This is a genomic window from Flavobacterium sp., from assembly GCF_043778725.1.
Lineage (GTDB): Bacteria > Bacteroidota > Bacteroidia > Flavobacteriales > Flavobacteriaceae > Flavobacterium.
In genome coordinates this window covers 1-21,221 of the sequence record NZ_JAYWFT010000177.1, presented here as the reverse complement: position 1 = coordinate 21,221, position 21,221 = coordinate 1, and the positions used below count along the sequence as shown (strand labels likewise).

At 29.7% G+C, this 21,221-nt stretch carries 19 protein-coding genes; 8 read left to right on the top strand and 11 right to left on the bottom strand.

The window, feature by feature from the left end; all coding sequences use genetic code 11:
- The first annotated feature begins 295 nt into the window (after positions 1-295).
- Complete coding sequence (locus ACH2CG_RS15975; RefSeq protein ID WP_395066998.1) at positions 296-718, top strand: DUF6943 family protein; 423 nt, start codon at positions 296-298, stop codon at positions 716-718.
- A gap of 29 nt (positions 719-747) precedes the next feature.
- On the top strand, positions 748-927 hold the full coding sequence (locus ACH2CG_RS15970; protein ID WP_395066996.1) for a hypothetical protein: 180 nt from the start codon (positions 748-750) through the stop codon (positions 925-927).
- Positions 928-1,166: 239 nt separating this feature from the next.
- On the opposite strand, the gene ACH2CG_RS15965 is transcribed toward ACH2CG_RS15970, so the two are convergent.
- The 3 genes from ACH2CG_RS15965 to ACH2CG_RS15955 are packed head-to-tail and all read right to left on the bottom strand — an operon-like array spanning position 1,167 to position 2,555.
- Positions 1,167-1,391: a hypothetical protein gene (locus tag ACH2CG_RS15965; RefSeq protein ID WP_395066994.1), complete on the bottom strand. Its 225-nt coding sequence runs from the start codon at positions 1,389-1,391 to the stop codon at positions 1,167-1,169.
- Positions 1,392-1,402: 11 nt separating this feature from the next.
- Positions 1,403-1,798 carry a DUF5675 family protein gene (locus ACH2CG_RS15960; RefSeq protein ID WP_395066992.1) on the bottom strand — a complete coding sequence of 132 codons (396 nt, stop codon included), beginning with the start codon at positions 1,796-1,798 and terminating at the stop codon, positions 1,403-1,405.
- Between the two features lies 1 nt (position 1,799).
- Positions 1,800-2,555 carry a hypothetical protein gene (locus tag ACH2CG_RS15955; protein WP_395066990.1) on the bottom strand — a complete coding sequence of 252 codons (756 nt, stop codon included), beginning with the start codon at positions 2,553-2,555 and terminating at the stop codon, positions 1,800-1,802.
- Positions 2,556-2,838: 283 nt separating this feature from the next.
- On the opposite strand from ACH2CG_RS15955, the gene ACH2CG_RS15950 reads away from it, so the two are divergent.
- Positions 2,839-3,042, top strand: a complete 204-nt coding sequence (locus ACH2CG_RS15950) for a hypothetical protein (RefSeq protein WP_395066988.1) — start codon at positions 2,839-2,841, stop codon at positions 3,040-3,042.
- A gap of 604 nt (positions 3,043-3,646) precedes the next feature.
- Here the strand turns inward: ACH2CG_RS15950 and ACH2CG_RS15945 are convergent.
- From ACH2CG_RS15945 to ACH2CG_RS15935, 3 genes are read right to left on the bottom strand one after another with little or no spacing between them, the layout of a single operon-like run.
- On the bottom strand, positions 3,647-4,513 hold the full coding sequence (locus tag ACH2CG_RS15945; protein ID WP_395066986.1) for a bifunctional class I SAM-dependent methyltransferase/HIT family protein: 867 nt from the start codon (positions 4,511-4,513) through the stop codon (positions 3,647-3,649).
- A complete protein-coding gene (locus ACH2CG_RS15940; RefSeq protein WP_395066984.1) occupies positions 4,501-5,613 on the bottom strand; it encodes an HNH endonuclease domain-containing protein in 1,113 nt (370 codons plus the stop codon). The genes ACH2CG_RS15945 and ACH2CG_RS15940 overlap by 13 nt, the downstream gene beginning before the upstream one ends.
- Positions 5,614-5,627: 14 nt before the next feature.
- Positions 5,628-5,825, bottom strand: coding sequence for a hypothetical protein (locus ACH2CG_RS15935; protein ID WP_395066982.1), 198 nt, complete (start codon positions 5,823-5,825; stop codon positions 5,628-5,630).
- 615 nt (positions 5,826-6,440) lie between these two features.
- Between ACH2CG_RS15935 and ACH2CG_RS15930 the strand changes: the two genes are divergently transcribed.
- A complete protein-coding gene (locus tag ACH2CG_RS15930) occupies positions 6,441-6,845 on the top strand; it encodes a low affinity iron permease family protein (RefSeq protein ID WP_395066980.1) in 405 nt (134 codons plus the stop codon).
- A 2-nt stretch (positions 6,846-6,847) separates the two neighbouring features.
- Here the strand turns inward: ACH2CG_RS15930 and ACH2CG_RS15925 are convergent, their stop codons facing one another.
- From ACH2CG_RS15925 to ACH2CG_RS15910, 4 genes are all read right to left on the bottom strand, one after another.
- Positions 6,848-7,498 carry a response regulator gene (locus ACH2CG_RS15925; RefSeq protein WP_395066978.1) on the bottom strand — a complete coding sequence of 217 codons (651 nt, stop codon included), beginning with the start codon at positions 7,496-7,498 and terminating at the stop codon, positions 6,848-6,850.
- Positions 7,495-8,151 (bottom strand): sensor histidine kinase, encoded by a 657-nt coding sequence (locus ACH2CG_RS15920; protein ID WP_395066976.1) that lies wholly within the window; start codon positions 8,149-8,151, stop codon positions 7,495-7,497. The genes ACH2CG_RS15925 and ACH2CG_RS15920 overlap by 4 nt, the downstream gene beginning before the upstream one ends.
- 98 nt (positions 8,152-8,249) lie before the next feature.
- Positions 8,250-8,897, bottom strand: a complete 648-nt coding sequence (locus tag ACH2CG_RS15915; RefSeq protein ID WP_395066974.1) for a hypothetical protein — start codon at positions 8,895-8,897, stop codon at positions 8,250-8,252.
- 9 nt (positions 8,898-8,906) lie between these two features.
- Complete coding sequence (locus tag ACH2CG_RS15910) at positions 8,907-9,644, bottom strand: hypothetical protein (RefSeq protein WP_395066972.1); 738 nt, start codon at positions 9,642-9,644, stop codon at positions 8,907-8,909.
- A gap of 273 nt (positions 9,645-9,917) precedes the next feature.
- On the opposite strand from ACH2CG_RS15910, the gene ACH2CG_RS15905 reads away from it, so the two are divergent.
- The 3 genes from ACH2CG_RS15905 to ACH2CG_RS15895 all read left to right on the top strand — a co-directional run bounded on the left by ACH2CG_RS15905 (position 9,918) and on the right by ACH2CG_RS15895 (position 15,253).
- A complete protein-coding gene (locus tag ACH2CG_RS15905; RefSeq protein WP_395066970.1) occupies positions 9,918-12,899 on the top strand; it encodes a T9SS type A sorting domain-containing protein in 2,982 nt (993 codons plus the stop codon).
- Positions 12,900-13,113: 214 nt separating this feature from the next.
- A complete protein-coding gene (locus tag ACH2CG_RS15900) occupies positions 13,114-14,571 on the top strand; it encodes an OmpA family protein (protein ID WP_395066968.1) in 1,458 nt (485 codons plus the stop codon).
- A gap of 208 nt (positions 14,572-14,779) precedes the next feature.
- Positions 14,780-15,253 (top strand): Dps family protein, encoded by a 474-nt coding sequence (locus ACH2CG_RS15895; RefSeq protein ID WP_395066966.1) that lies wholly within the window; start codon positions 14,780-14,782, stop codon positions 15,251-15,253.
- Between the two features lie 151 nt (positions 15,254-15,404).
- Here ACH2CG_RS15895 and ACH2CG_RS15890 read toward each other — a convergent pair whose 3' ends face one another.
- On the bottom strand, positions 15,405-18,713 hold the full coding sequence (locus ACH2CG_RS15890) for a T9SS type B sorting domain-containing protein (RefSeq protein WP_395066964.1): 3,309 nt from the start codon (positions 18,711-18,713) through the stop codon (positions 15,405-15,407).
- Between the two features lie 774 nt (positions 18,714-19,487).
- Here ACH2CG_RS15890 and ACH2CG_RS15885 point away from each other — a divergent pair.
- The coding region (locus ACH2CG_RS15885; protein ID WP_395066962.1) for a histidine kinase at positions 19,488-21,221 on the top strand (1,734 nt) is incomplete at its 3' end.

Below are 21,221 nucleotides of genomic sequence, written 5' to 3'. Positions count from 1 at the left end.
AAATAAAAAAATAATAAATAAAAGAAAGTAAAGGTAAGTTCCAGTTTCAAGAAAAAAAAGTTCAAGCCCTGCGGGTTTTAGAAAAAATCTCCACCCATAACGTTTCGCAATAACATTCACTTCAGATTTCACACCCACATTTCCGATGAAATATCGGGTAGTATTTTTTCTAAAAAACTTGTTTTTCTTGAAACCTCCACTTGAAGGATGACTTTCTTTTTTTCTTTTTTTTTTCTTTTAAAAATTTTATGTGTGGCTTGTGGTAACGAGGCACACCATCTTAAAAACCGAAAGTATGCCGAATTTCATCATCAAAACGCACCAAAAAGACACGTTATACGCCAAACCTCATTTATTCATACTTAACAAAGGGATGAACAGCGGTAAACCACAAAAAGAGCAATTTACTAACAGCTTTGTAGTAATCTTTGATAGTGCAGCCGACTGCGAAAATATTTACTGGATTGCATACAGCTTATGGAAATCTAAATTTTGGCATCAACATTTAGTTGGTTCTGTCATTTCGTTTTTGCGTCTTCCCGATTTCAAAAAAGAATTTTTTTTAAAATCTAAATTATTAATGGAAGAACACGAAGAGCATGTAAAACATGTTGCAGCTTTAAAACTTTTAGAACTCAAAGAAAAACAATTTCACGAAAACATCAACCTTATCAACGATATGCGTAGAATTATTCTATATCGCTACAGCAACAGATAATTTATTTATTAATCCTTAAAATCAATCCTATGAGCGTATTCTTATTATTTCAAACCGATAGTTGGAAGTCAACAGCATCAAGAGTTTTTTTTGGTGCTTTTGATAGTAGAGCGAAAGCATTAGATTATGCAAAATACAACGATTTGTATTGGTATAATTCCGAAGTTGTAGTTGTTGAGGTTGAACTCAATCAATTTGGAGAAGTATAAAATCAAAAAAAGCCCAATCCTTACGGTTTGGGCTTCATTATTGTCTAATTCAAAGGTCACCACAACTAGAATTAGACTATTTTTTGTGCTTCTTTATAAAAAATTTGAGTACCAAAGATATCGAAAAACTGACAATCGCACCAACAGATGCTAATATTACAGTTTTTAAAACATCACCAGAGTGCAAATTTGGTACAATACTCAAAAATGTACCGCTAGCGGTACCCATCAATGTTTGATTAGTTACTTGCATTGCTTTTTTCTTGCGTTGTGGTCAATTGACTAACTGCCGAAACAACACCGCCTGCAACTGCCAAATAACCGCCAATTGCGGTTACTACAACTGGTAAAGCTATTGGTGCTGCCAAAATAGTTCCGCCAACAGCAGCCAATGCCAAACCAATATTTCGAAGCACTTTGAAAAATTTTGGAGTTGGAGCTTTCGCTCTTTTTATTATATTCATAATCTATGAATTTAAGATTTAACAATCAATTCAACACTTTCTTCTTTTTCCAAAGCTTTGTAAACCAAACTTTTTAATTTGGCAAAAGCTTTTCGGGACATTAGACCTAAACCTGGTCCAGAAAGTTTTGTTACTGGAGCAATACAACCGTTTAATTCTCTCAAAGCATTATTGGCAGGATGAAACAAAATCAAACTTCTGTTTTTTACATCCAAAACCTCCAAATGCCATTGAAATTTCTTGCTGTATCGCTTTCTAATAAAATATTTCCCTTCTGGAATGCAGGAAACCTTCGTTTCGTTCGTCTTCCACGGCAATTCAATTGTGTTGCAAATCAATTTGCCTTCGCATTCGAGTTTACCATTAGTTCCTTCAGGGAAATAAATTCTTAACAGTATTAAAACCATCTTACAATCCGCTCACTTGCACCAATGCCAATGGATTAAATGCCCCATTTTTCAAAGGGTACATTTGACCGTTTACTTCTTGGTAAAATTCTACACCCAAAGCCAAAAACAAAGGTTTTGTACTAGCTGGAGTTACTGCATTTGTTTGACTAATTACAGCCGTAGCGGTTGTGTCCCATGGTAAAATTGCCGTTTCTGAATGTGCTTCAACAAATGTTTCCGCTTCAAAATCTACTTCAGCACCAGCGGAAATGATTTTAAAATGTGTTGTTCCTGATGGTGCAGCAATCATATTAGATGGAATAAACGAAGCCAAATCAACAGTGATATTTCCTGTAACTCTGTCAATTACTCCCACAAAAGGAGCAAATAAACTGGTTCCCAGTTTACCACGAATATTGAATTCAAAACCTGCTAAAAGCTCGGCTTCGCCATCAATAACATTTCGCAAACCTCTAACGCTTATTAAATCAGCTTGGATAACTTGTACCATTCTTTGAGTAAGTCGGCTTACCATTCTACCATCGGCAGAATTCAAAAGCAATGCTCTCAAAGCAGTTCTCAACACTTTTCCAGCCTTACCAGCTCGACCAAATTCAGAACCATTCTCACGTGTTCTTTGAAACGCAGGATCATTTTTAATACGACTGGCATCAATGCCACCTTTTTCACGCGCCAAATGTCCGTCTTGCGTTTTGTAAAAAGTAATATCTCCGATAGTACCTTTTAATTTAATTATGCCTTTCTGTCTTGCCATAATTTCTAAAATTTAAGTTATTAAATCACTTCTTTTCTTTTTCATTCCGAATACTCGTTGCAACTAAATCTCGAATGATTATGAGCAAAGTTTATATGATTAAAACCTAAATTCAAAAAGCGAATGGCAATAGTGGTAGTAAAAGGTATATAATTACCTGTTTTAATCACTTATTCATAAAGTGATTTCCATAACTTTGCATAAAATCGTAGCCAATTGATTGTATGCTGAGGTTACTCAAAGGTGTACCAAAGGCATAGATAATGTATTAAAATATAAAAATGTGGTAGGAAGTAACACTAGGGTATGTATTTATCCAAAAGATGTACAACGTATTACAGGTAAAACATATAGACAAGCAAGATTGTATTTGAAGAAAGTAAAAGATAGTTTGAATAAAGAGCCGCATCAATTAATATCAATTGAGGAATTCTGTACTTTTTCAGGGTTACAAATGGAACACGTTTTACGTTGTATTATCGGATAAGTTTTGATGCTTCTACGAAGCTCTTAAAAGGTTCTCTACTCATCAAATACTAGTTCATTAAGCAGTTCAAATAATCGTCTAAAGTATTGTATTATATAGGATTATTAATTATATTTACATCAAATATTATTTAACGTTCTTTATTGGTTTTTACTAGTGACCTATTTAATGACCTATCGAAACATATTACAGCTAAAGCCTTATAAATACTAGCATAAAGAGAGTGAAACAAATCCATCTTTCTCCGCTGAATTAAAACCCTAACAATTGATTATCAATTAGTTAGGGTTTTTTGTTTTTAATTATTTTATAATCTTAACAAAATATAAACCTTTCAGAACGTTATTTTGAATAGGGTTTAATTAAAATATTTAATTTGTACAATTTTTTGAGTTTTTATAATTATTAACTTAAGCTGTTTCGCTTTTATCTAAAACACTTCTATTATTTAAATTAGGAGGGCTTTTTTATTAAAATTGTATCATTAATGGATTTTTATATATTAAATGCCTGTTTCTTGTTTATAAATTTGAATTAAAAAAAATGCTTTTCTAATATTGTAATTTGTTTGACTTAAGTAATTTGTCCATATCAATTTTTAAAATTAATACGCTTTTTTACTCGGAATAACTTCACAAATTCCACCATTTAATTTTTCAACACTGCCTTTAAATCTTGGAATTATGTGGATATGGCAATGTGAAATAGTTTGACTTGCAGCTTCATCCATATTTATACCCACAATAAAATCATCGGGATTAAATTTTTCTTGTAAAATTGTCTTTATTTTTTTTACAACAATCCAACAAGCAGTTTGTTCTTTTAAAGTCAAATCAAAATAATTTGAAATTAATCGTTTTGGAACAATTAAAGAATGACCTTTTGAAACTGGAAATTTATCATAAAACGAAAAAACAGTCGCAGTTTCAACTATTAATTCTCTTGTTTCTTCTCCAATTAAAAACGGACTTAAATTTGTATTTCCTTTGTTTAAAGTTGTGTAATGTTCGTATTCATAAATCTCACAGTTTTCATTCTTAAAAATGGACAAATACGCTAATTTTATCAAACATTGATATGTTTCCTTTTTATGTAGTTTATGAACTCTATAACCTTCGTATTGAATATCTCTGCGAACAGCAAAATAGGCTTTTCCGTTTGGTTTTAAAAGATTTGAAACATTCATTAAAACTTCTGCTTGTTCTTCTGGAAGCAAAACGTTTAATACATAAAAACACAAAATTGTATCAAATTTTTCTTTTGGGAATTCTGTAAAATAAAACGGATCATATCCAATAATATCTATTCCTTTAACTTTTAATAGTTCTACATCTTTGCCTATTCCACATCCAAAATCAAGAACTCTCCCAATTATTTTATTTTGATTTAAAACAATTCTTGCTGGATAGGAAAGAGAAGTTCTTTCTATTGCTGTTAGATGACTATTTTGATTACCCTTTATATTTTCCATTGCTCATAACCGCGTGTTTCAATTAAATATTTAGAAGTATTTAAATGTTGATTAAATGCAATATTTTGCCAATTCTTAATTGGATTATTTCCTAATAAAGTAACTTGAATTTCCTCTAAAAATCTTTGCTCTTGTACTTTATGAATTATTTCCCAGTAATGGATTATAATCTCTTTTTGATTTGTAATTAATTCGACAGATGGAATTTTATCTCTTTTTTTATTATTAACTGTTGACTGAGCAGGCATTAAATTCCAAAGGTCATTATTTTTCCAAATAGAAAATGGAATTACATGGTCAATATCATAATTATTAATTTTTTTTCCAGTCCAAACACAAATGATTTCTCCAGTCTCTTTTAGAATTGATTTGTATAATTTCTTTGAATTAGATACTTCTCTTTCTGTAATTGGATTTTTTAGAATTTCTGAAATTATCTTTTCTGAATTTAATTTTTTACCACTTGCTTTTACAGAAAATTCAGCCCATTTAAATAAAATATTATCTGTTCCACTAATAAAACTTCCAAGCATTTTGAAAGCTTCAAAATATTCAATTGGAATTGTAAAAGTGCCGCAACTATTTATTAACCAATTAGAATTTTGAACTTCTGACTTTCGTAATGACGAATTATTTTGATAATTATAAATTGAATAATAACTTTTATTAATTGAATTTCCAATATACTGCATTGGATTTTTAACAATATTTGTTTTCAATTCTTTGACTAATTCGTAAAACTCTTCATTAACTTCTTTACTTATTCCTTTTATTCTTATATCATTATAAAAGGCAGATAAACCTCCAAATTTGTTGTAATAATTTATAATTGGTAGAAATTTAATTTGAAAGGCAATTTTTAGATTATCTCCGTTTATTTGTGGAATTAAGACATCACTATCAAGTATTGGATAATAATATATCATCCATTTCTCAATTAGCAAACCTAGAGGAATTTCGACTACATTTTTCTTAATTTCAATAAACGGCGAATTATCTTGAATAATATCAATTGTTCCTCTTAATAAAGCATATTTGTAAGTAGTAGATTTACTATCTCTTTCAATTATTTTACTGATATTGATAAAAGTTTCATTCATTTATTCAATAGTTACTAATTACTATTTGTAGATTCAAATTGTTCCTCAAGTTTATTGATTTTTGAAGATAAACTTTCAACATGATTTACAATAAATTCTTTTGTAAAAATAGAATTTGGTTTAAATTCAGATTTTTCAATTTCAATTTTATAACAATTTAGAGCTTGAAGTAAAATATAATGCTCTTGTCCTGTTAAGTTTAGATTTGACATATAAAAATTAGTTTAAAAATTTAACAAATAATGCATAAAATGAAGGTCTTGTGTCTTGAAAAAGTTAGTTTACCTAGAGTATTTATATTCTTCTGCATCATAAAAATTTAAGTATCTTCATCTTATAAATTAAAGCAAAATTAATCAAAATAACACATTTAGTACATTTTACTTTATTAACAAATATTGAAAAACGTGAAGTCACTGAATGTTTGGGAATTAGCAGATTTTATTTAAGAATTGTTGAAAACATATCTATTTAAAATAAAAAAATTACAAACAAATTTATATCTATCTCAAATTATAAAAATTGATTTATTAATAGACTGAAAATTAGTGCTGAAAATTTTATTTCAATGCTATTTTAATTAACAAAAAATATTTGTCCTTTTTTGAAAGTTTTTAACAACCATTTATAAAAAATAAAAAAACAAAGTAATTGAGTTCTTAATTCTAAGGCAAGCGTGTAAAGTAAATTTAAAATCATTTTTTACATAAATTCCAATCTATTTTTTTAGTTATTTATTACTTTTACAGACCAGTTAGTGATCAATTTAAGATTTTTGGGGTATTGAATTTAAAAATTTTAAAAACAGATTCTTATAAACCATTTGTATGAAAAAAAATAAAATTTTAGTAGAACAGATTTTTGAAAAAATAACATCAATTGCTACTATGCTACTTGGTAATTCTATAACATTTATTTTTGCAGTTTGCTTAGTTAGTTATTGGTGGTCTACCAATTTATTTTCGTCCAAAGATTGGCATCAAAACATTGGTGACCTAATTTTTGGAATCACTTTCTTGAGCTTATTTATTATCCAAAAATCATTTAATAAATATTCGGCGCTTATGCATTTAAAACTAAACGAGTTAATTTCGTCACACGAAACTGCCAACAACGCTGTTTTAAATACTAATAAGAAAACAGAAAGTGAAATATTAGAATTGGCTAAAGAATATAGCGATGTCGAAATTGAAGAGATACTTATAGAGAAAGTAAAGAATGATAATGCTTAATATTAAATACCATCATATCCATTTTTTATTGCATAAACGGCCAACCCTACTCTAGTCTTTAATTCTAATTTTTCAAATAGATTATCGCGATAACTCTCTACTGTTCTTGGGCTACAAATCATGTTTTCGGCAATTTCCTTATAGCTCATTTCTGTTGCTGAGTATTTTAGAAATTCTTTTTCTCTATCGGTAATGCTAATTTCTTCCAATAGTTTTTTAGATTCTATTCCTAAACTTGCAAATACTTTACTTGCTGCCCATTCTGGATAATAACATCCGTTTTCTACCATTGTTTTTAAAGCAATTTCTAAATCTGCTGGATGTGTATTTTTTAATAAATATCCTTTAGATCCATTTTTTATCATTTTAATAACACTTTGATCGTCGTCTTGCATGCTTAACGCCATTACTAGTGTTTTAGGATGGTTTTTTTTGAGCCACGATGCCGTTTCAAATCCGTCCATTACAGGCATGCTTATGTCTAGTAAAACTATATTGGGAACTACTTTTTTAGATGTAATTTGTTTTTGTAAATCTTTACCATTCTCACATTCATACAAAACTTCAAAATCTTCAAAATTGGCAATAATACCACGAAGTGCTTTGGCTATCAATATGTGATCATCAACAATAACTATGGTATGCTTTATCATATTAATTCAATTTCAATTGTTAATTTTGTCCCATTTACACTACTAGTTAGATTGTAATTTCCTCCTATTATTTCTGCTCTTTTCTTCATATTGTTTAATCCAATACCACCACTTTTAGTTTTACTTGTGTCAAATCCTTTTCCGTTATCCTGTAATGACAACAGTAGCGTAGTGTCTTGCTTTGTGAGTAGTACGGTAATCTTTTCGCAATTAGAATGTTTAATACTATTTTGTATAAATTCTTGAGTGATTCGCAATAACACACTTTTCGATTGATAGGGTAAATGTACATGACTTGCATTAGAATTAAAATCAATATTTACAACTTTCAATTCATTTACTTTACTAATTTCTTGTTTTAATAATTGAGCTATTGAATTGGAATCTATAGCATTATTGGTTAAAGTTTTAGACAATTCTCTCAGCTCAGATAACGATTGATTAATTATATTGCTAATGTTTTCAATATTTTCATTAATGTGTGGTGCTTTATTTTCGTACGCCAATTGTTGTGTATAAAGACTTGCCAATGTTAACTTTTGCCCTATATTGTCGTGAATTTCTCTGCCAATGTGTTGCATCGTTTGCCGCTGAATTTCTATTTGTGTAGAAAGTAGCTCTTGTTTATGTTCGTCATGTTGTATTTGTAACATTTTGTTATTTTGTTTTTTTTTAAGACGGTACTGAATAATAAAGATTACCATTGCAATGAAAAATGCAATAAAAAACAAATAGAATATTGAAAGAGTAACTATTTCTTCTGTTTTCCACATATAAATGACAAGGTAAATAATAAATATAAAATGATACCAGCAATTACCGAAAAATTTCTATAACTCTTATACAATTCAACATCCGATTCTAGAATTTGCTTCATAAAAGTATAAAAGGGCATCGTTCCTATATAGAATAATAAAACGCCCAAGTTTATATAAAACATTCGATTTGTCTTAAAGTTTAATATATCGTCCGATTTTATTTGTTTTAAAAACTCTAACACACACATTATCAATAAAAAAAAGCAGCCTATTGTATAACTCATTGAATTAATTAAACCATACCGTTCTTTATAAAAAAAATGTGGCAAGAAAGAACATAAATATAGTATTACACTTATTGTATAGAGTTTATTGAGTTGCAATGATTTTTTTGCAAACAACCAAAAAAGAAACAAAAACTGAATTGGAATTCCGTAAATATCATAATAATAACCTCTAAAATCTGTATAATTAACTAAGACTAGAAGACTAAATAATTCATTTAAAAAAATTAATAAACAATACCACACTAAATATTTCCAATAAGTGTTTTCTACTTTTTTATAATACAAAAGACCAACAAAAGCGCTAAGTCCTTCTGCACCAACAATACTATTTTGTAAAAAATTTAATAATGTCATGTTTTCTTTTTAAAATCCAAATCCTAATACACTATCTGGAGGTGTTAAAACTCCGTGATTTCTTGCATTAATACTGTTATTTGTTTGTCCCGAACCAGGAATTACTGGATCACTACCCGACCCTAATGTTAAAATAGAATAACTGTCGTTGATAAAAGAAAATTTATCTTTGGTATCCATATTTACAAAGCCATTGTAAGTTGCAGCATCAATTGGATTAAAATCGTAATTTACACCATTCGCACCACTAATTGTAGGAATCATTACTAGTGTATGTAGGTTTTCATAGTCTGTATTATAGGTAAAATTAGGATCTGCTTGTGTCAACGACATGTCTCGCATTCTCTCATTTTTGGGATATGCAGCATAATAAATTCGAACTCCAATGCGCTTATTCTGACCTAAGGCATAATTTTTAGAAACATTATGTTCAATGTGATATAAAAACTTTTTTAATGTTTCTAGATCAAACCATATTGCTCTTGCATCTCTAGGAACAGCGTTGGAAGTAGCATTTTCAATATTATAAAGTTGTACACTATCATATTTAGCAACCATACTTTTTACTAATTCTGAGGTTAAAACTGGAGGTAAATCGGTATTGTAATCCATACATATTGTATTGCTTCTGTCTTTCTCTGGAATCTCTGCGTGTTCTTTACTTTTACATAAATAAAAAGTTAAAAGTGCTGTGATGATAGCAGTCAATGCTACAATAGTAAAAATTCTTAAGGATTGTGATTTCATAATTAATGGTTTTATAGTTTTATAGTTTTATAGTTTTATAAAAATAGTTTTATAAAAATAGTTTTTATTTTGATACAAAGTAATGTTATTTAAAATAATTGGGCATCCGTTGTTTAACGGTTTCTATATCCGTTAAACGACGGTATTTTTTTCCGTTAATAAACCTAGATGAATTTCAGTTAAAACCTCATCAATTGATCGTTATATAGTTTGCAACTTTGTAATGTGCTTATAAAAAGCATTTAATCAGTTATTTAACAAAAATTTTAAATCATGAAAACAAAACTATTATTTTATTTAATGCTACTATTAGGATTAAATATGAACTCACAAGTTATTAATGTGAGTACAGGAGTTGACAATTCTGGAAACGCGCTTTCAATTGGAACTACCGATCCAAATTGGCAAATTTTGAGTAATCCATCACCCAAGGCATGTGGCGCACATTCGTATTGGCAACCTTCACCAATATCGGGTACAAATGCCAATTGGATAAATGATTCTGGTGTGTTTTATTCATCAAATCCTTCTATTTATACCTTTGAAAGACCATTTGTAGTAGCAGCAGGAACAACAAGTTTAACTTGCAATTTTGGTTTAGCTTACGATGATTCTTTAACATCGCTAGAATTAGTAAGACCCGATTTAACTACAATTCCAATAACGGTAGTTCCAGGAATGCCTTATTACTTTTTATCTTCTCCTGTAGTTACATCAATTTCAACTCCTATGTCTGGAACTTGGAAGATTAGAGCTGTTGTAGATTTTTTCGACACTACAGCTGGTTTTCTTGTTTCGGGAAATATTACTCTAGCCAATTCAACTGTAACAAATTGTGGCAATACATTTGTTAAAGAAATTAATCCGGTAGATGCAAATAAACCTAATATATTTAAAATTCCTAATGGAGATTTTTATACCACTTCATCCTACTTTCCTAAAATTATTATTAATAGATTCAATGCCAACGGTGGTATTATTTGGTCTAGAACATTTGATTTTGGATTGGTCGATAGTAGTTTAATGCTTACAGATTTAATTGTAGATTCGTCAGATAATCAAATAGTTGGGCTTTTAAACAGCAATAGCGGAAGTTTTATTTTTAAATATGATGAAGTTGCTAATGCTTTTACTTGGGTAAAAAACACAGGAAATTATAGAACTTTCAATGTTCACGAAAGCAGCAGTACCAAATATATAGTTACTGGTGCGAATCCATTTAGTAGTATCGAAATTTTTGAAATTGATCAATCTACTGGTGCAATTGGAGGTTATCAAAAATCTGGAATTAGTGGTGAGTTTTATTCTACTTATAACGCAGGAAGTGTGTATGGTGCTTGTAGATATTATGTAGATTCTAATTCTCAATTTTTTCCAGCTTTATATCAATACGACGCAACAACTGGTACTAATAATTGGGTAAAAACCTACATAAGAAATTCTCCAATTGCAAGAATATATCCTGTTGCACCAATAGTTGATGGTGCTTCTTTAGTACAATTAAACACAGGAAATGATGATAACTTTAATCTTACAACATCTGGTACTAGCAAAATATGGTTAGTAAAAACCAATTTAAGCGGAACATTAACTTGGACAAAAAAAATAACTGTAACAGGACAATCTGGATTTGACGGTGTAAAAATTATCAATGCTACAGATGGGTATTATTTATTGTTAAACAAATATACATCTGGTCAAAAAAATCTGTTCTTTGTCATTAAAACAGACAAAAATGGTAATGTAATCTGGACCAACAGATATGGATTACCAACTACAGAAAACTATGTAACAGGTGGATTTGAAAAAGGTGGTTTTTTATATCTAACTGCTATGTCAACTACCTATACTGCAACAAGTAGAATGATCTTGTTAAAATTAAATGCTTTAGGAAAAACGGAAACTTCATGCGGATTTGTAAATTCAGAAACTGCCATTTCAGAGGTTTACGCCAATGTAGAAACAATTAGACCTGTTGTAAATAATTCTACCAGTTTTAGTACTTCTAGTATTGTAGCAAGTAATGCAGCATTACCATATACCGAAATACCTCATTGTGCAACCGCTTGTACAACTTTATTATCGTCTGTACAACCTTCTCAATGTGGTACAATTTTACCTGGTTGGTACACAACTATTGGTGCAACTTGGGTTACTGGAGCAACAGAATATCGATTTAAAATAACCGAACTAGACAAAACAACAAGTTTACCAATTGGCGCACCTGTTTATGTAGATAGACCAGTAAATAATATTTGTCTATGTAATATTGCTGGTACCAAATATGATTCGAGATATCAAATTGAAATTGATGTGAAAATTGGTGGTGTTTGGCAAAATACTTATGGTTTAGCTTGTAGTGTTGACACGCCTAATCCGGTAAGTACTATTGGATCTCAATGCGGAACTACTTTAACAGCTTTTAACCAATGGATAACAACAACCAATGTACCAGTAGTTTTAATTTATCGTTTTAGAGTAACACAATTAGACAGCTCTTTGCTACCTGTTGGAGTTCCTCAAGTACTATCGCAATCAATTAATAAATTTAACATGACGCAATTGGTTGGTATCTTATACGCAACAACTTACAAAGTAGAAGTGTCTTTACGCAATACCGACGGAACTTATTTACCCTATAATGTAGCTTGCAATGTTACTACACCTGCTTACCCAACTACTCAATTGCAGTCTAGTTTTTGTTCTAGTTTTGCTGTAGCAAATGTAAACCAGTTTATATCTGCAATACCGGTTTCGCCTGCTCCTGCTTTGTATAGATTTAGATTATTTGATGGTCTATCATACGATTCAACATTTGACACATCCAACTACAAGTTTAAACTAGTAAACTTCACCGGATTAATGCCGTCAACAGTTTATAATGTTCAAGTAGCTGTAAAAATGGTAGGCGAACCAAACTTTGGACCTTACGCAAGTACTTGTACTATTGTTACACCAGGTGTACTTAGACTTACTCCAAGAATTACTACAACTTCTAATGAAAATATTATTTTTAAAGCTATTGCATATCCAAACCCATTTGCTTCAAGCTTTTTAATAAATATTGAATCATCTAACGAAAATCCAATTACGGTTAAAGTGTACAACATGATTGGTAGTTTAATAGAAGAATATAGTGTAAACAAAGATGCAGTATCTAAATTAGAAATTGGTGCTAATTATGCTTCGGGAGTTTATAATATAGTTGTCAACCAAGACAATGAAAATGCTTCGTTAAGAGTCATTAAACAATAAAAAAAATCAATAATTTTAAGAAACCGTCTCCCAAAAGAGGCGGTTTTTCTTTGTGAAAAATGTAGATTTTCAATATTAAGTGATTTTATTAAGCCTTAAATAATAATTAGGGTTTTGTAAATGTGAGAATTACGCAAACAATTAAAATAGATGTGTAACTATTAACGAACGTTTACAAACCAACTTTGCAGTATAATTATAAATAAAAAATATTATGAAAAAATTTTTACTATTATGTATGTCAATAGCATACACATTTACTGCAAATGCTCAATCGGAAGATAAAAAATGGAATGTAGGTTTACATGGAGGAATGATTCAATATCATGGAGATCTTGGTCATGACTTTTATCAAACAAAGAATACATCTTATGGATTGGGTGGATTATCTATTTCTAGATATTTAGGAAAATATGTTGACCTTAATTTGTTTTTAACAAAAGGAACTTTAGGATATAATGATGGTTCAATTTCTAGTTTTAAGAGTGACTTTAGTGCTGCTTCATTAAATTTAAGATTCAATTTTGTAAGTTCGGATTATACTGTTAGACCATACGTTTTTGGTGGTGCCGGTTTTATATTGTTTGACAGTCAACTTAATTTTCATAAAGAAAAAATAGATACAGCAATGCCTACAGCTGGTGGAGGAATCAACTTTAAACTATCACCAGTAATAACATTAAATCTTCAAGAAACATTTATGTTTACTAACAATGATTCTAGAGACGGACAAGTAGCTGGTAAAAAAGATGATTTTCTAATGCATACTGCTGGTTTAACCTTCAACTTTGGCACTAAAAAAGATGCCGACCAAGATGGTGTTCCAGATAGTAAAGATAATTGTCCCGAAACTCCTGCTGGTGTAGTCGTAGATAAAATGGGATGTCCGCTAGATAAAGATAGTGATGGTGTAGCAGATTATTTAGATTCTTGCCCAGATGTTGCTGGCACAAAAGCCATGAATGGTTGCCCAGATAGTGACAATGATGGTGTTACAGATGCCAATGATCGTTGCCCTAATCTATCTGGAACTGTAGCATTAAAAGGTTGTCCAGATAGTGATAATGATGGTGTAGCAGATATTGATGATGTTTGTGTCAATACTAAATTTGGAACTAAAGTTGATGCTAAAGGATGTCCATTAGACTCAGATAATGACGGTGTAACAGACGATTTAGACCGTTGTCCTACAGTTGCAGGTATAGTAAGTCTTAAAGGTTGTCCAGATAGTGATGGTGATGGTGTTGCCGACATAGAAGACAGATGTCCAAATACTAAAGGATCAATCGCTAATAAAGGTTGTCCAGAAATTACTAAACAAGATGCTGTGAGAATTACATATATAGGTAGCAAAATATTTTTTGAAAATAATAGCGACAAATTAAAAGTAGCATCCTTATCGCAACTTGATGAATTGTCTAAAATATTAAACAGATATGAAGGTGCTAATCTAGTAATTGAAGGTCATACAGACAGTAATGGATCGGACGATTTTAATATGATTTTATCACAAAAACGTACCAATTCTGTAAAAGCGTACTTAGTAGAAAAAGGAATTTCCGAATCAAGATTAACAGGAATTGGTCTAGGTGAAACTAAACCAGTAGCAAGCAATAAAACCACATTGGGAAGAGCAAAAAATAGAAGAGTAGAATTAAAAACAAATTATTAATTCATTATTTAGTTTAGGTTAGTTTTGTTTTGTTTAAAACTAGAGCTGTCTGTAATGGCAACTCTGGTTTTTTTTGTGAAAAAAAATTAATATAAATAGGCTAACTTGTGGTGTGATTTCTATAACATTTTAATAAATTTATATAATACAAATAGCAGTTAAAATAGTGAATTTTACATTTTATTAAAACATTTAAAATTAAAATACTATGATACCAAAAATTGGAATTACAGAAAATCATTTAGAAAAAAGTATTGATCTTCTATCTGTTGTCTTGTCAGATGAGATGACATTGTATGTTAAAACCAGAAAATTTCATTGGAATGTAGCAGGAGAAAGTTTTATGGAACTTCACAAACTATTTCAAGATCATTATACTCAATATGAAGAAATTATTGACGAAGTAGCAGAACGTATCAATAAACTAGGTGGAAAAACAATTGGTACCATGAACGAATTTTTGGATAAAACAAGAATTAAAGAAGCACCAAATAAATATCCTGTTCAAAAAGTAATGTTGACAGAATTACTTGGAGATAGCGAAACCTTGATTGCTGAACTAAGAAAAGATATTGATACTTGTGCTAATGAAAATAAAGATGCTGGATCTGCCGATTTATTGACCAAAATACTCCAACAACACGAGACTATTGCCTGGATATTGCGACGTTATTTAGCCTAAATTATGTTTCCTATAATTGACTAAATAAAAATCATTTATTATATAACAAACAATGTTGTTGCGTCAAGAGAAGAAAATATCACCAATATGTTTTATTGGTACTAACCAACTACATTGTTTTTTATTTATCCTTTTTTTACAAGATTGTATATTACCGCTTCAAAGTAAAATGTCCTTTATGTACTCTTCCGTCTTGTCTATATACTACAAACCAATAATCTGATGAAAACATAAGTTCTCCATTATAGGTTCCATCCCATCCTAAATTTTGAGCATCCAAAGCAGTCATAAACTTTCCATATCTATCATAAATAAGTACTTTCAAATTATTTTCATATTGAGAATTTTCAATGCGCCATCTTTCATGAAAACCATCTCCATTGGGAGTAAAATATTTTAAATAATAAAGCAGCCAAACTTGTTTTTGAGTTATTCCGCAGCCTTTTCTATCTCTCACATATACCATGTAAACACCCGGGAGTAAATTGGTAAAACTGTTAGAACTTTGAAAAATAGTATTATCCAACGAATATTCAAAATCACCATTGTTGGTTGTAAAAACGGTTATTGTATTTTCATTGGCAGTCCAATCTATAGTTTCAAAATGATCAATTTGAGGAAGTTCAGAAATGGTTACAGAAATATTTTTAGTAGTAGTACAAGTTTGAACTGGATTTCCATACGAATTTGTTGCCGTCACAGTCAAATTTGTTGTTCCTAATTGGCTTATTGTTACCAATGGAGTTGTAGCTCCATTAGACCAAAGATAAGTTGTAGTTACTAGATTATTTGCAGAAGCATCAATATCTATTGGTATAACGGTACAATTTAGGTATTCTGGTTGCAAATTTAAAGTTGGAATTTGACCTACAATTAAATCAAAAGTACGCACTTCATAACAATTTGGCAAAGCATTAAAAACCAATCTAGCATAAATTGCTTGCGGATTATTAATTGGGTTAAAGTTAGACAAATTTACAATTGGATTAACTGCATTTTGTGCATCAATAAGTGAAGTATAATAAGTTAATGTATAATTGGATGCAGATTGTGATCCCAAAATAGTGGCATTTTGCTGTGTTATATCAAATGTTTCATTTCCTGTAATTATAGCTTTACATTGTAAAATTGTTATTGGTTGTGTAATTGTAACCAAAGACATTAAGGTAGAAACATCAAAAATTCTGTTTACAATATTACCGCACACATCCTCTACCTGAAAAGTATAAACACCCGATGGCAAATTATAAAAAATATTAGATGTTCCGTTATTAATAAAAAATGGAAGTCCATCTTTGGTAGTAATTGTATAGTTTAAAGGAACTGTGCCATTGGCAGCTACAACTACATCAAGATTTCCGTTGGCTGTACAAGGAATTCTTGAAGCATCTATAATTTCTAATGCTTCATTAAACGTCATTATAGGACTTAAAATTTCTATACAATCTTTATCGATTCCTGCAACCAATCCGTTGTTAATGCTTACTCCGTCATTGTAGGAAATAAATTTTCTAACTATTCTAAAAGTTCCATTGTATGATAAATTAAAATTGGTAGTTCCATTAATTAAAGCTAAAGAATTAGTAGCCGTTGGAACTGTTCCATCTGTATAAAGAATACTTGTTCCAGGATGACCCCAAGTATTTGCAGCAGCGTTTATTTGTTTTTGTAGCCAAAATGATTGACCAACGGTTCCATTACTTACAAAATTTAAAGGAATATTAAACGAACCACAATTGGGTTGTAAAGAAAATGTATTGGTTGTTATTGCATATCCAGCGGCAGTGATAGTTGTTGTATTGGTAAAATTGCACTCGTCTGTTGCTGTAAAAGTATAGTTGCCTGCTGGTAAATCGTTTAGATATAATTTTCCGTTGGTAATAATATAATTTGATATTACAAATGGTAGGGTTTGTGTAAAACCAGCTGGTGCGTTGGTAATAGCAACCGTTATTAATTTTCCGTTATTGCTAGATAACTCTAAAGAAGTTTTTTGTAAATCGCATCCAGGTCTAACCACTACAGACAAACCTTTATCTACATAAATTGGCACTGTACAATTAATTGGTGCCAACACGCTATTGCAATTATCTGCTATTTGAATTGTATAATCGCCTAGCGGAACAGGATTTAATGTTAAAATACCATTTACTATTGATGAAGAAACATTAAATGGTAAAGGATTAGGATAACTTGCCGGAGCAACAAGTATCGTTGCGCTTACAAGTGTAAAAGATGGAATTGTTACCACAATTGTTCCCGAATTAAACAAGCAACCATTATTGGTTCCTACGGCTGTTGGAATTGGCGGATTTAATACTATAGAAAATGTTCGTGTTGTTGTTCTTCCGCAACTATCGGTAATTGTCACAGAATATAGTCCTAGAGGAACTGTGTTGTTTGCACTACCAAAAGGCACCACATTTTGATTATACGGTCCAGGATAATTAGCGTTAAAACCTGTAGGATTAAATCCTGCAGGAACGGTGGTAAAATTTAAAGTAAATGGAGGTGTAAAATTGGTGGTTCCTAATTCAAAATAATTTTGATTACAATCTAAAACAACAATATTACTTGTTAATGTAATATTTTGATTTACAATAAAATTTTGAGTGTACGTGCTGTTACAAGCATCGGTAATTGTAATATCATAATTATAGGTTTGATTTACATAATCTGGAAGCGTTGCCACTAAACTTTGACTTGTTGGGTTTCCTGATAATAAATTAGTATTAGAAACTATTGGAGTTCCACCACCTGGAGGATTTACTGTGTAAGTAATTGCTAATGGATATCCTAAAACTGTGCCAGATGACGGTGTTATTATATTGGTTGCTATAGTAAAATTGCAAGATGGCGGAGATGTATTGGAGAAAGTAGGTTGTCCTATATTAATTCCTGCTGTGTTTTGATTTACTGTAAATGTTTGCACTACTCCTATTCCGCAATTATCAAAAACTCTAATTTTATATACACCAACTGGTAGGTTATTAAAAGTATTTGTACTTTGAATGGGAAACAAAACTGGTCCCGAAAAAATTTCGTAAGTAACAGCAACACCTGTCAATGTTGTAACAGAAATATTACTTGTATTAGAACAAGCCAAGTTTAAACTCTGAACAGAATAAGACAACGCCACAATTGTATTGTTGATAACTACATCTAATTGTTGCTCAGTAGATGTTGCACCCACAGTTTCTTTAGCAATTATTCTATAAGTTCCTGAAGACAATCCGTTTATAAAATTAGAACTTACAGTTGCATAAGGCGTTGTTGTATCTGGCAATTTATAAACGACATATAGTATCGTTCCATTAGGATCTTGATTAGCATTTGTAAAAGTGATAGTACCGTTTCCGGCGCAACTTTCTGGAGTTGGTGTAGCTGTAAAAGTAAACCCAAAAACAGATGTAACTGATAAAATCAATACTAAGTAGCTGTATATAAATTTTCTTTTCATGAATATAAGTTTGCTCTTTTTTAATGAACTTATAAATGGGTAAACTCAATATCAAATTTACTTATTCAAACGTGCAACACCATTGTTACAAACTAAATTTATTAACAATTTATTGTCTTCTTTCAATGCATTTTTTCAACATAATACAGTGTGATATTGAAAACTACTAATTTAAAGTTTTTATTCATAAAAAACGAACTATGCCTGTTTATATGTTTAGTTTTTTATAAAAAAGATTTTAGATTATTCTATTATCTGTTGCATTTTAAAACTTACAGATAAGAAAATTTAGAAATAATAAAGCATTCCTATTGATTAAATAGAACCAAAAAAACTCAATTTCTTAAGATGTTTTTATTTCTATGGGAAAAGATGAAAATTATAATTATGTCATCATAAACTTTAAAGAAATAAAAAGTATCCTATTCATTTTTTCTACATTAATCAAAATGAATACATTATTGATGTAGCCAAAATTAAAATTCGTAGTAATTGACTTATAAATATTTTTTTAATTTTTACAATGCTAGAGATAAACGTAGTAAGAAATGTTTTCCTTTTTTTGTTTGTTGTTGTTTTCATAAAAACTTGAATTATTTTTTAATATCGCAAAGTTGAAGATTATAAAATAATATTCATGCAAGGGTTAACCCCTGATTTATTCTAATTTATAAATCGTTGAAACAAAATAGATACTTTTGTTAAAAATAAAAGATCATGTATTGTTCAATTAAAAGATTTTTAAAATTCATTATCGTTCTAAGTATACTTCTTATGATGGTAGCATCGTGTGAAGAAAAAAATAAAATTATTGTTTACAAAAAAAATAGTAAAGAAAAATTTGATGAGACGTGCACTTGGTTAAATGAAAAAAACAATTTCTACAATAAAAAATTCATGCCTACTTTTTACGATTATTATAACAAAAAAATAAAAGAAAAAGATTATGAAGGAGCAAGAAAAGCATTAAAAATAGTAAGTATAAAAAAATCTTATTTCTCATCTTATGATAAAAAATTTACAAATACAATAAACTATTTTTCAAGTAATTATAGAAGTCAGGTAAGTGCTATTAAAACAACGTTTATAGATTCGTATTTTGGTTGTTTTTATGATGACGAAGGTGATTTTAAAAAAGCATTATCCTATTATAAAAAAATAACCAAATTTGAACCCTTAGATTTCAATAGCTGTAAAGATATTGCTTACGCATATTACAATGTTTCCTATTGTTACTACAGTATGGGAAAACAAAACTTGGCACTAGAAAACAACTTTAAGGCATTGCATTATTATACCCAAATTAATGATACAAATGGTATAGGCTATGTTTATACATCATTTTCACTCATCTATTCTGCAACAAATAACTTTAAAAAAGCAATAGAAAATAACGATAAAGCAATTGGTCTTTTCAAAAAAGAAAAAGACACTAGTAATGTTTATATTAGTCTATTTAATAAGATACTAATGTATGAGGATGCTCAAAACTCTAAAATGTATTCATTGGTAGATTCTACTTATACATCGTTTAAAAAAAGTAAAATAAAAGACGATGTTCTCAAGATATCTATTTACTCTTATTATGCAGGAAATTTATTAAAAAATGATAAAATTGATGAAGCTAAAAATATTTTAGATGAAATAAAACCAATAGTATCCAATTTAAATTCACCTAGTTCAACAAGAGAATATGATACTGCATTTGCCGAATATGAGATTAAGAAAAATGGTGGAAATATAAATACCGAAATAATTTTAAAAACTATTCCTGGATTGAAAGAAAATGAAAACTATCAAGCCGTAATAAATTTTTATACTGTATTAAAAAACAATGCATTACAAAAAAAAGACTATAAAAGTGCTTTACAATATAATGATGAAATAGTTCTTGCAAGAGACAGTGTAGCAAGCAATCAAATGATGACAAAAGTTATTGAACTTGATGGTAAATATAAAGTAGAAAAAAAAGAAAATCAAATAGCATTACAAAATAAAACCATCCAAAACAACAACTTTTCTATTGCTTTATTAATTACAATACTCATTGGGTTTTTATTATCTGTGATCACAATATCATTTATAAAAAAACAAAAAAAGCTAAAACTCGAAAAAATAAAATCATTACAATTCACAAAACAACTTTTAGAAAAAACAGAAGAAGAACGACAAAGAATTGCAAGTGATCTTCATGATAGTGTAAGTCACGAATTATTGAACTTAAAAAACTCCATTGAAGAAAAATCTGAAATGACAAATAAAAAAATAGATGCTATAATAAACGATATTCGAAGCATTAGCAGAAACCTACACCCAATTATGTTTGATAAAATAGGATTAAAATCAAGCGTTGAACAACTTGTAGAAAGAGCGCAATCCTTTAACAACTTTATGGTTACCGCAGAAATTGATTATAATTCATCACTTCCTACTTCTAGTGAATTACAATTGTATAGAATTTTACAAGAGTCATTGTCAAATATCATAAAATATGCAAATGCTATGGCT

Excerpts from the sequence above, each read along its gene's own strand:
- ACH2CG_RS15940 (WP_395066984.1), bottom strand. The coding sequence starts at position 5,613 with ATGAATGAAACTTTTATCAATATCAGTAAAATAATTGAAAGAGATAGT.
- ACH2CG_RS15890 (WP_395066964.1), bottom strand. The coding sequence starts at position 18,713 with ATGAAAAGAAAATTTATATACAGCTACTTAGTATTGATTTTATCAGTT.
- ACH2CG_RS15910 (WP_395066972.1), bottom strand. The coding sequence starts at position 9,644 with ATGAAATCACAATCCTTAAGAATTTTTACTATTGTAGCATTGACTGCT.
- ACH2CG_RS15975 (WP_395066998.1), top strand. The coding sequence starts at position 296 with ATGCCGAATTTCATCATCAAAACGCACCAAAAAGACACGTTATACGCC.
- ACH2CG_RS15895 (WP_395066966.1), top strand. The coding sequence starts at position 14,780 with ATGATACCAAAAATTGGAATTACAGAAAATCATTTAGAAAAAAGTATT.
- ACH2CG_RS15900 (WP_395066968.1), top strand. The coding sequence starts at position 13,114 with ATGAAAAAATTTTTACTATTATGTATGTCAATAGCATACACATTTACT.
- ACH2CG_RS15955 (WP_395066990.1), bottom strand. The coding sequence starts at position 2,555 with ATGGCAAGACAGAAAGGCATAATTAAATTAAAAGGTACTATCGGAGAT.
- ACH2CG_RS15945 (WP_395066986.1), bottom strand. The coding sequence starts at position 4,513 with ATGGAAAATATAAAGGGTAATCAAAATAGTCATCTAACAGCAATAGAA.
- ACH2CG_RS15915 (WP_395066974.1), bottom strand. The coding sequence starts at position 8,897 with ATGACATTATTAAATTTTTTACAAAATAGTATTGTTGGTGCAGAAGGA.
- ACH2CG_RS15965 (WP_395066994.1), bottom strand. The coding sequence starts at position 1,391 with ATGAATATAATAAAAAGAGCGAAAGCTCCAACTCCAAAATTTTTCAAA.
- ACH2CG_RS15920 (WP_395066976.1), bottom strand. The coding sequence starts at position 8,151 with ATGTTACAAATACAACATGACGAACATAAACAAGAGCTACTTTCTACA.
- ACH2CG_RS15935 (WP_395066982.1), bottom strand. The coding sequence starts at position 5,825 with ATGTCAAATCTAAACTTAACAGGACAAGAGCATTATATTTTACTTCAA.
- ACH2CG_RS15905 (WP_395066970.1), top strand. The coding sequence starts at position 9,918 with ATGAAAACAAAACTATTATTTTATTTAATGCTACTATTAGGATTAAAT.
- ACH2CG_RS15925 (WP_395066978.1), bottom strand. The coding sequence starts at position 7,498 with ATGATAAAGCATACCATAGTTATTGTTGATGATCACATATTGATAGCC.
- ACH2CG_RS15970 (WP_395066996.1), top strand. The coding sequence starts at position 748 with ATGAGCGTATTCTTATTATTTCAAACCGATAGTTGGAAGTCAACAGCA.
- ACH2CG_RS15930 (WP_395066980.1), top strand. The coding sequence starts at position 6,441 with ATGAAAAAAAATAAAATTTTAGTAGAACAGATTTTTGAAAAAATAACA.
- ACH2CG_RS15960 (WP_395066992.1), bottom strand. The coding sequence starts at position 1,798 with ATGGTTTTAATACTGTTAAGAATTTATTTCCCTGAAGGAACTAATGGT.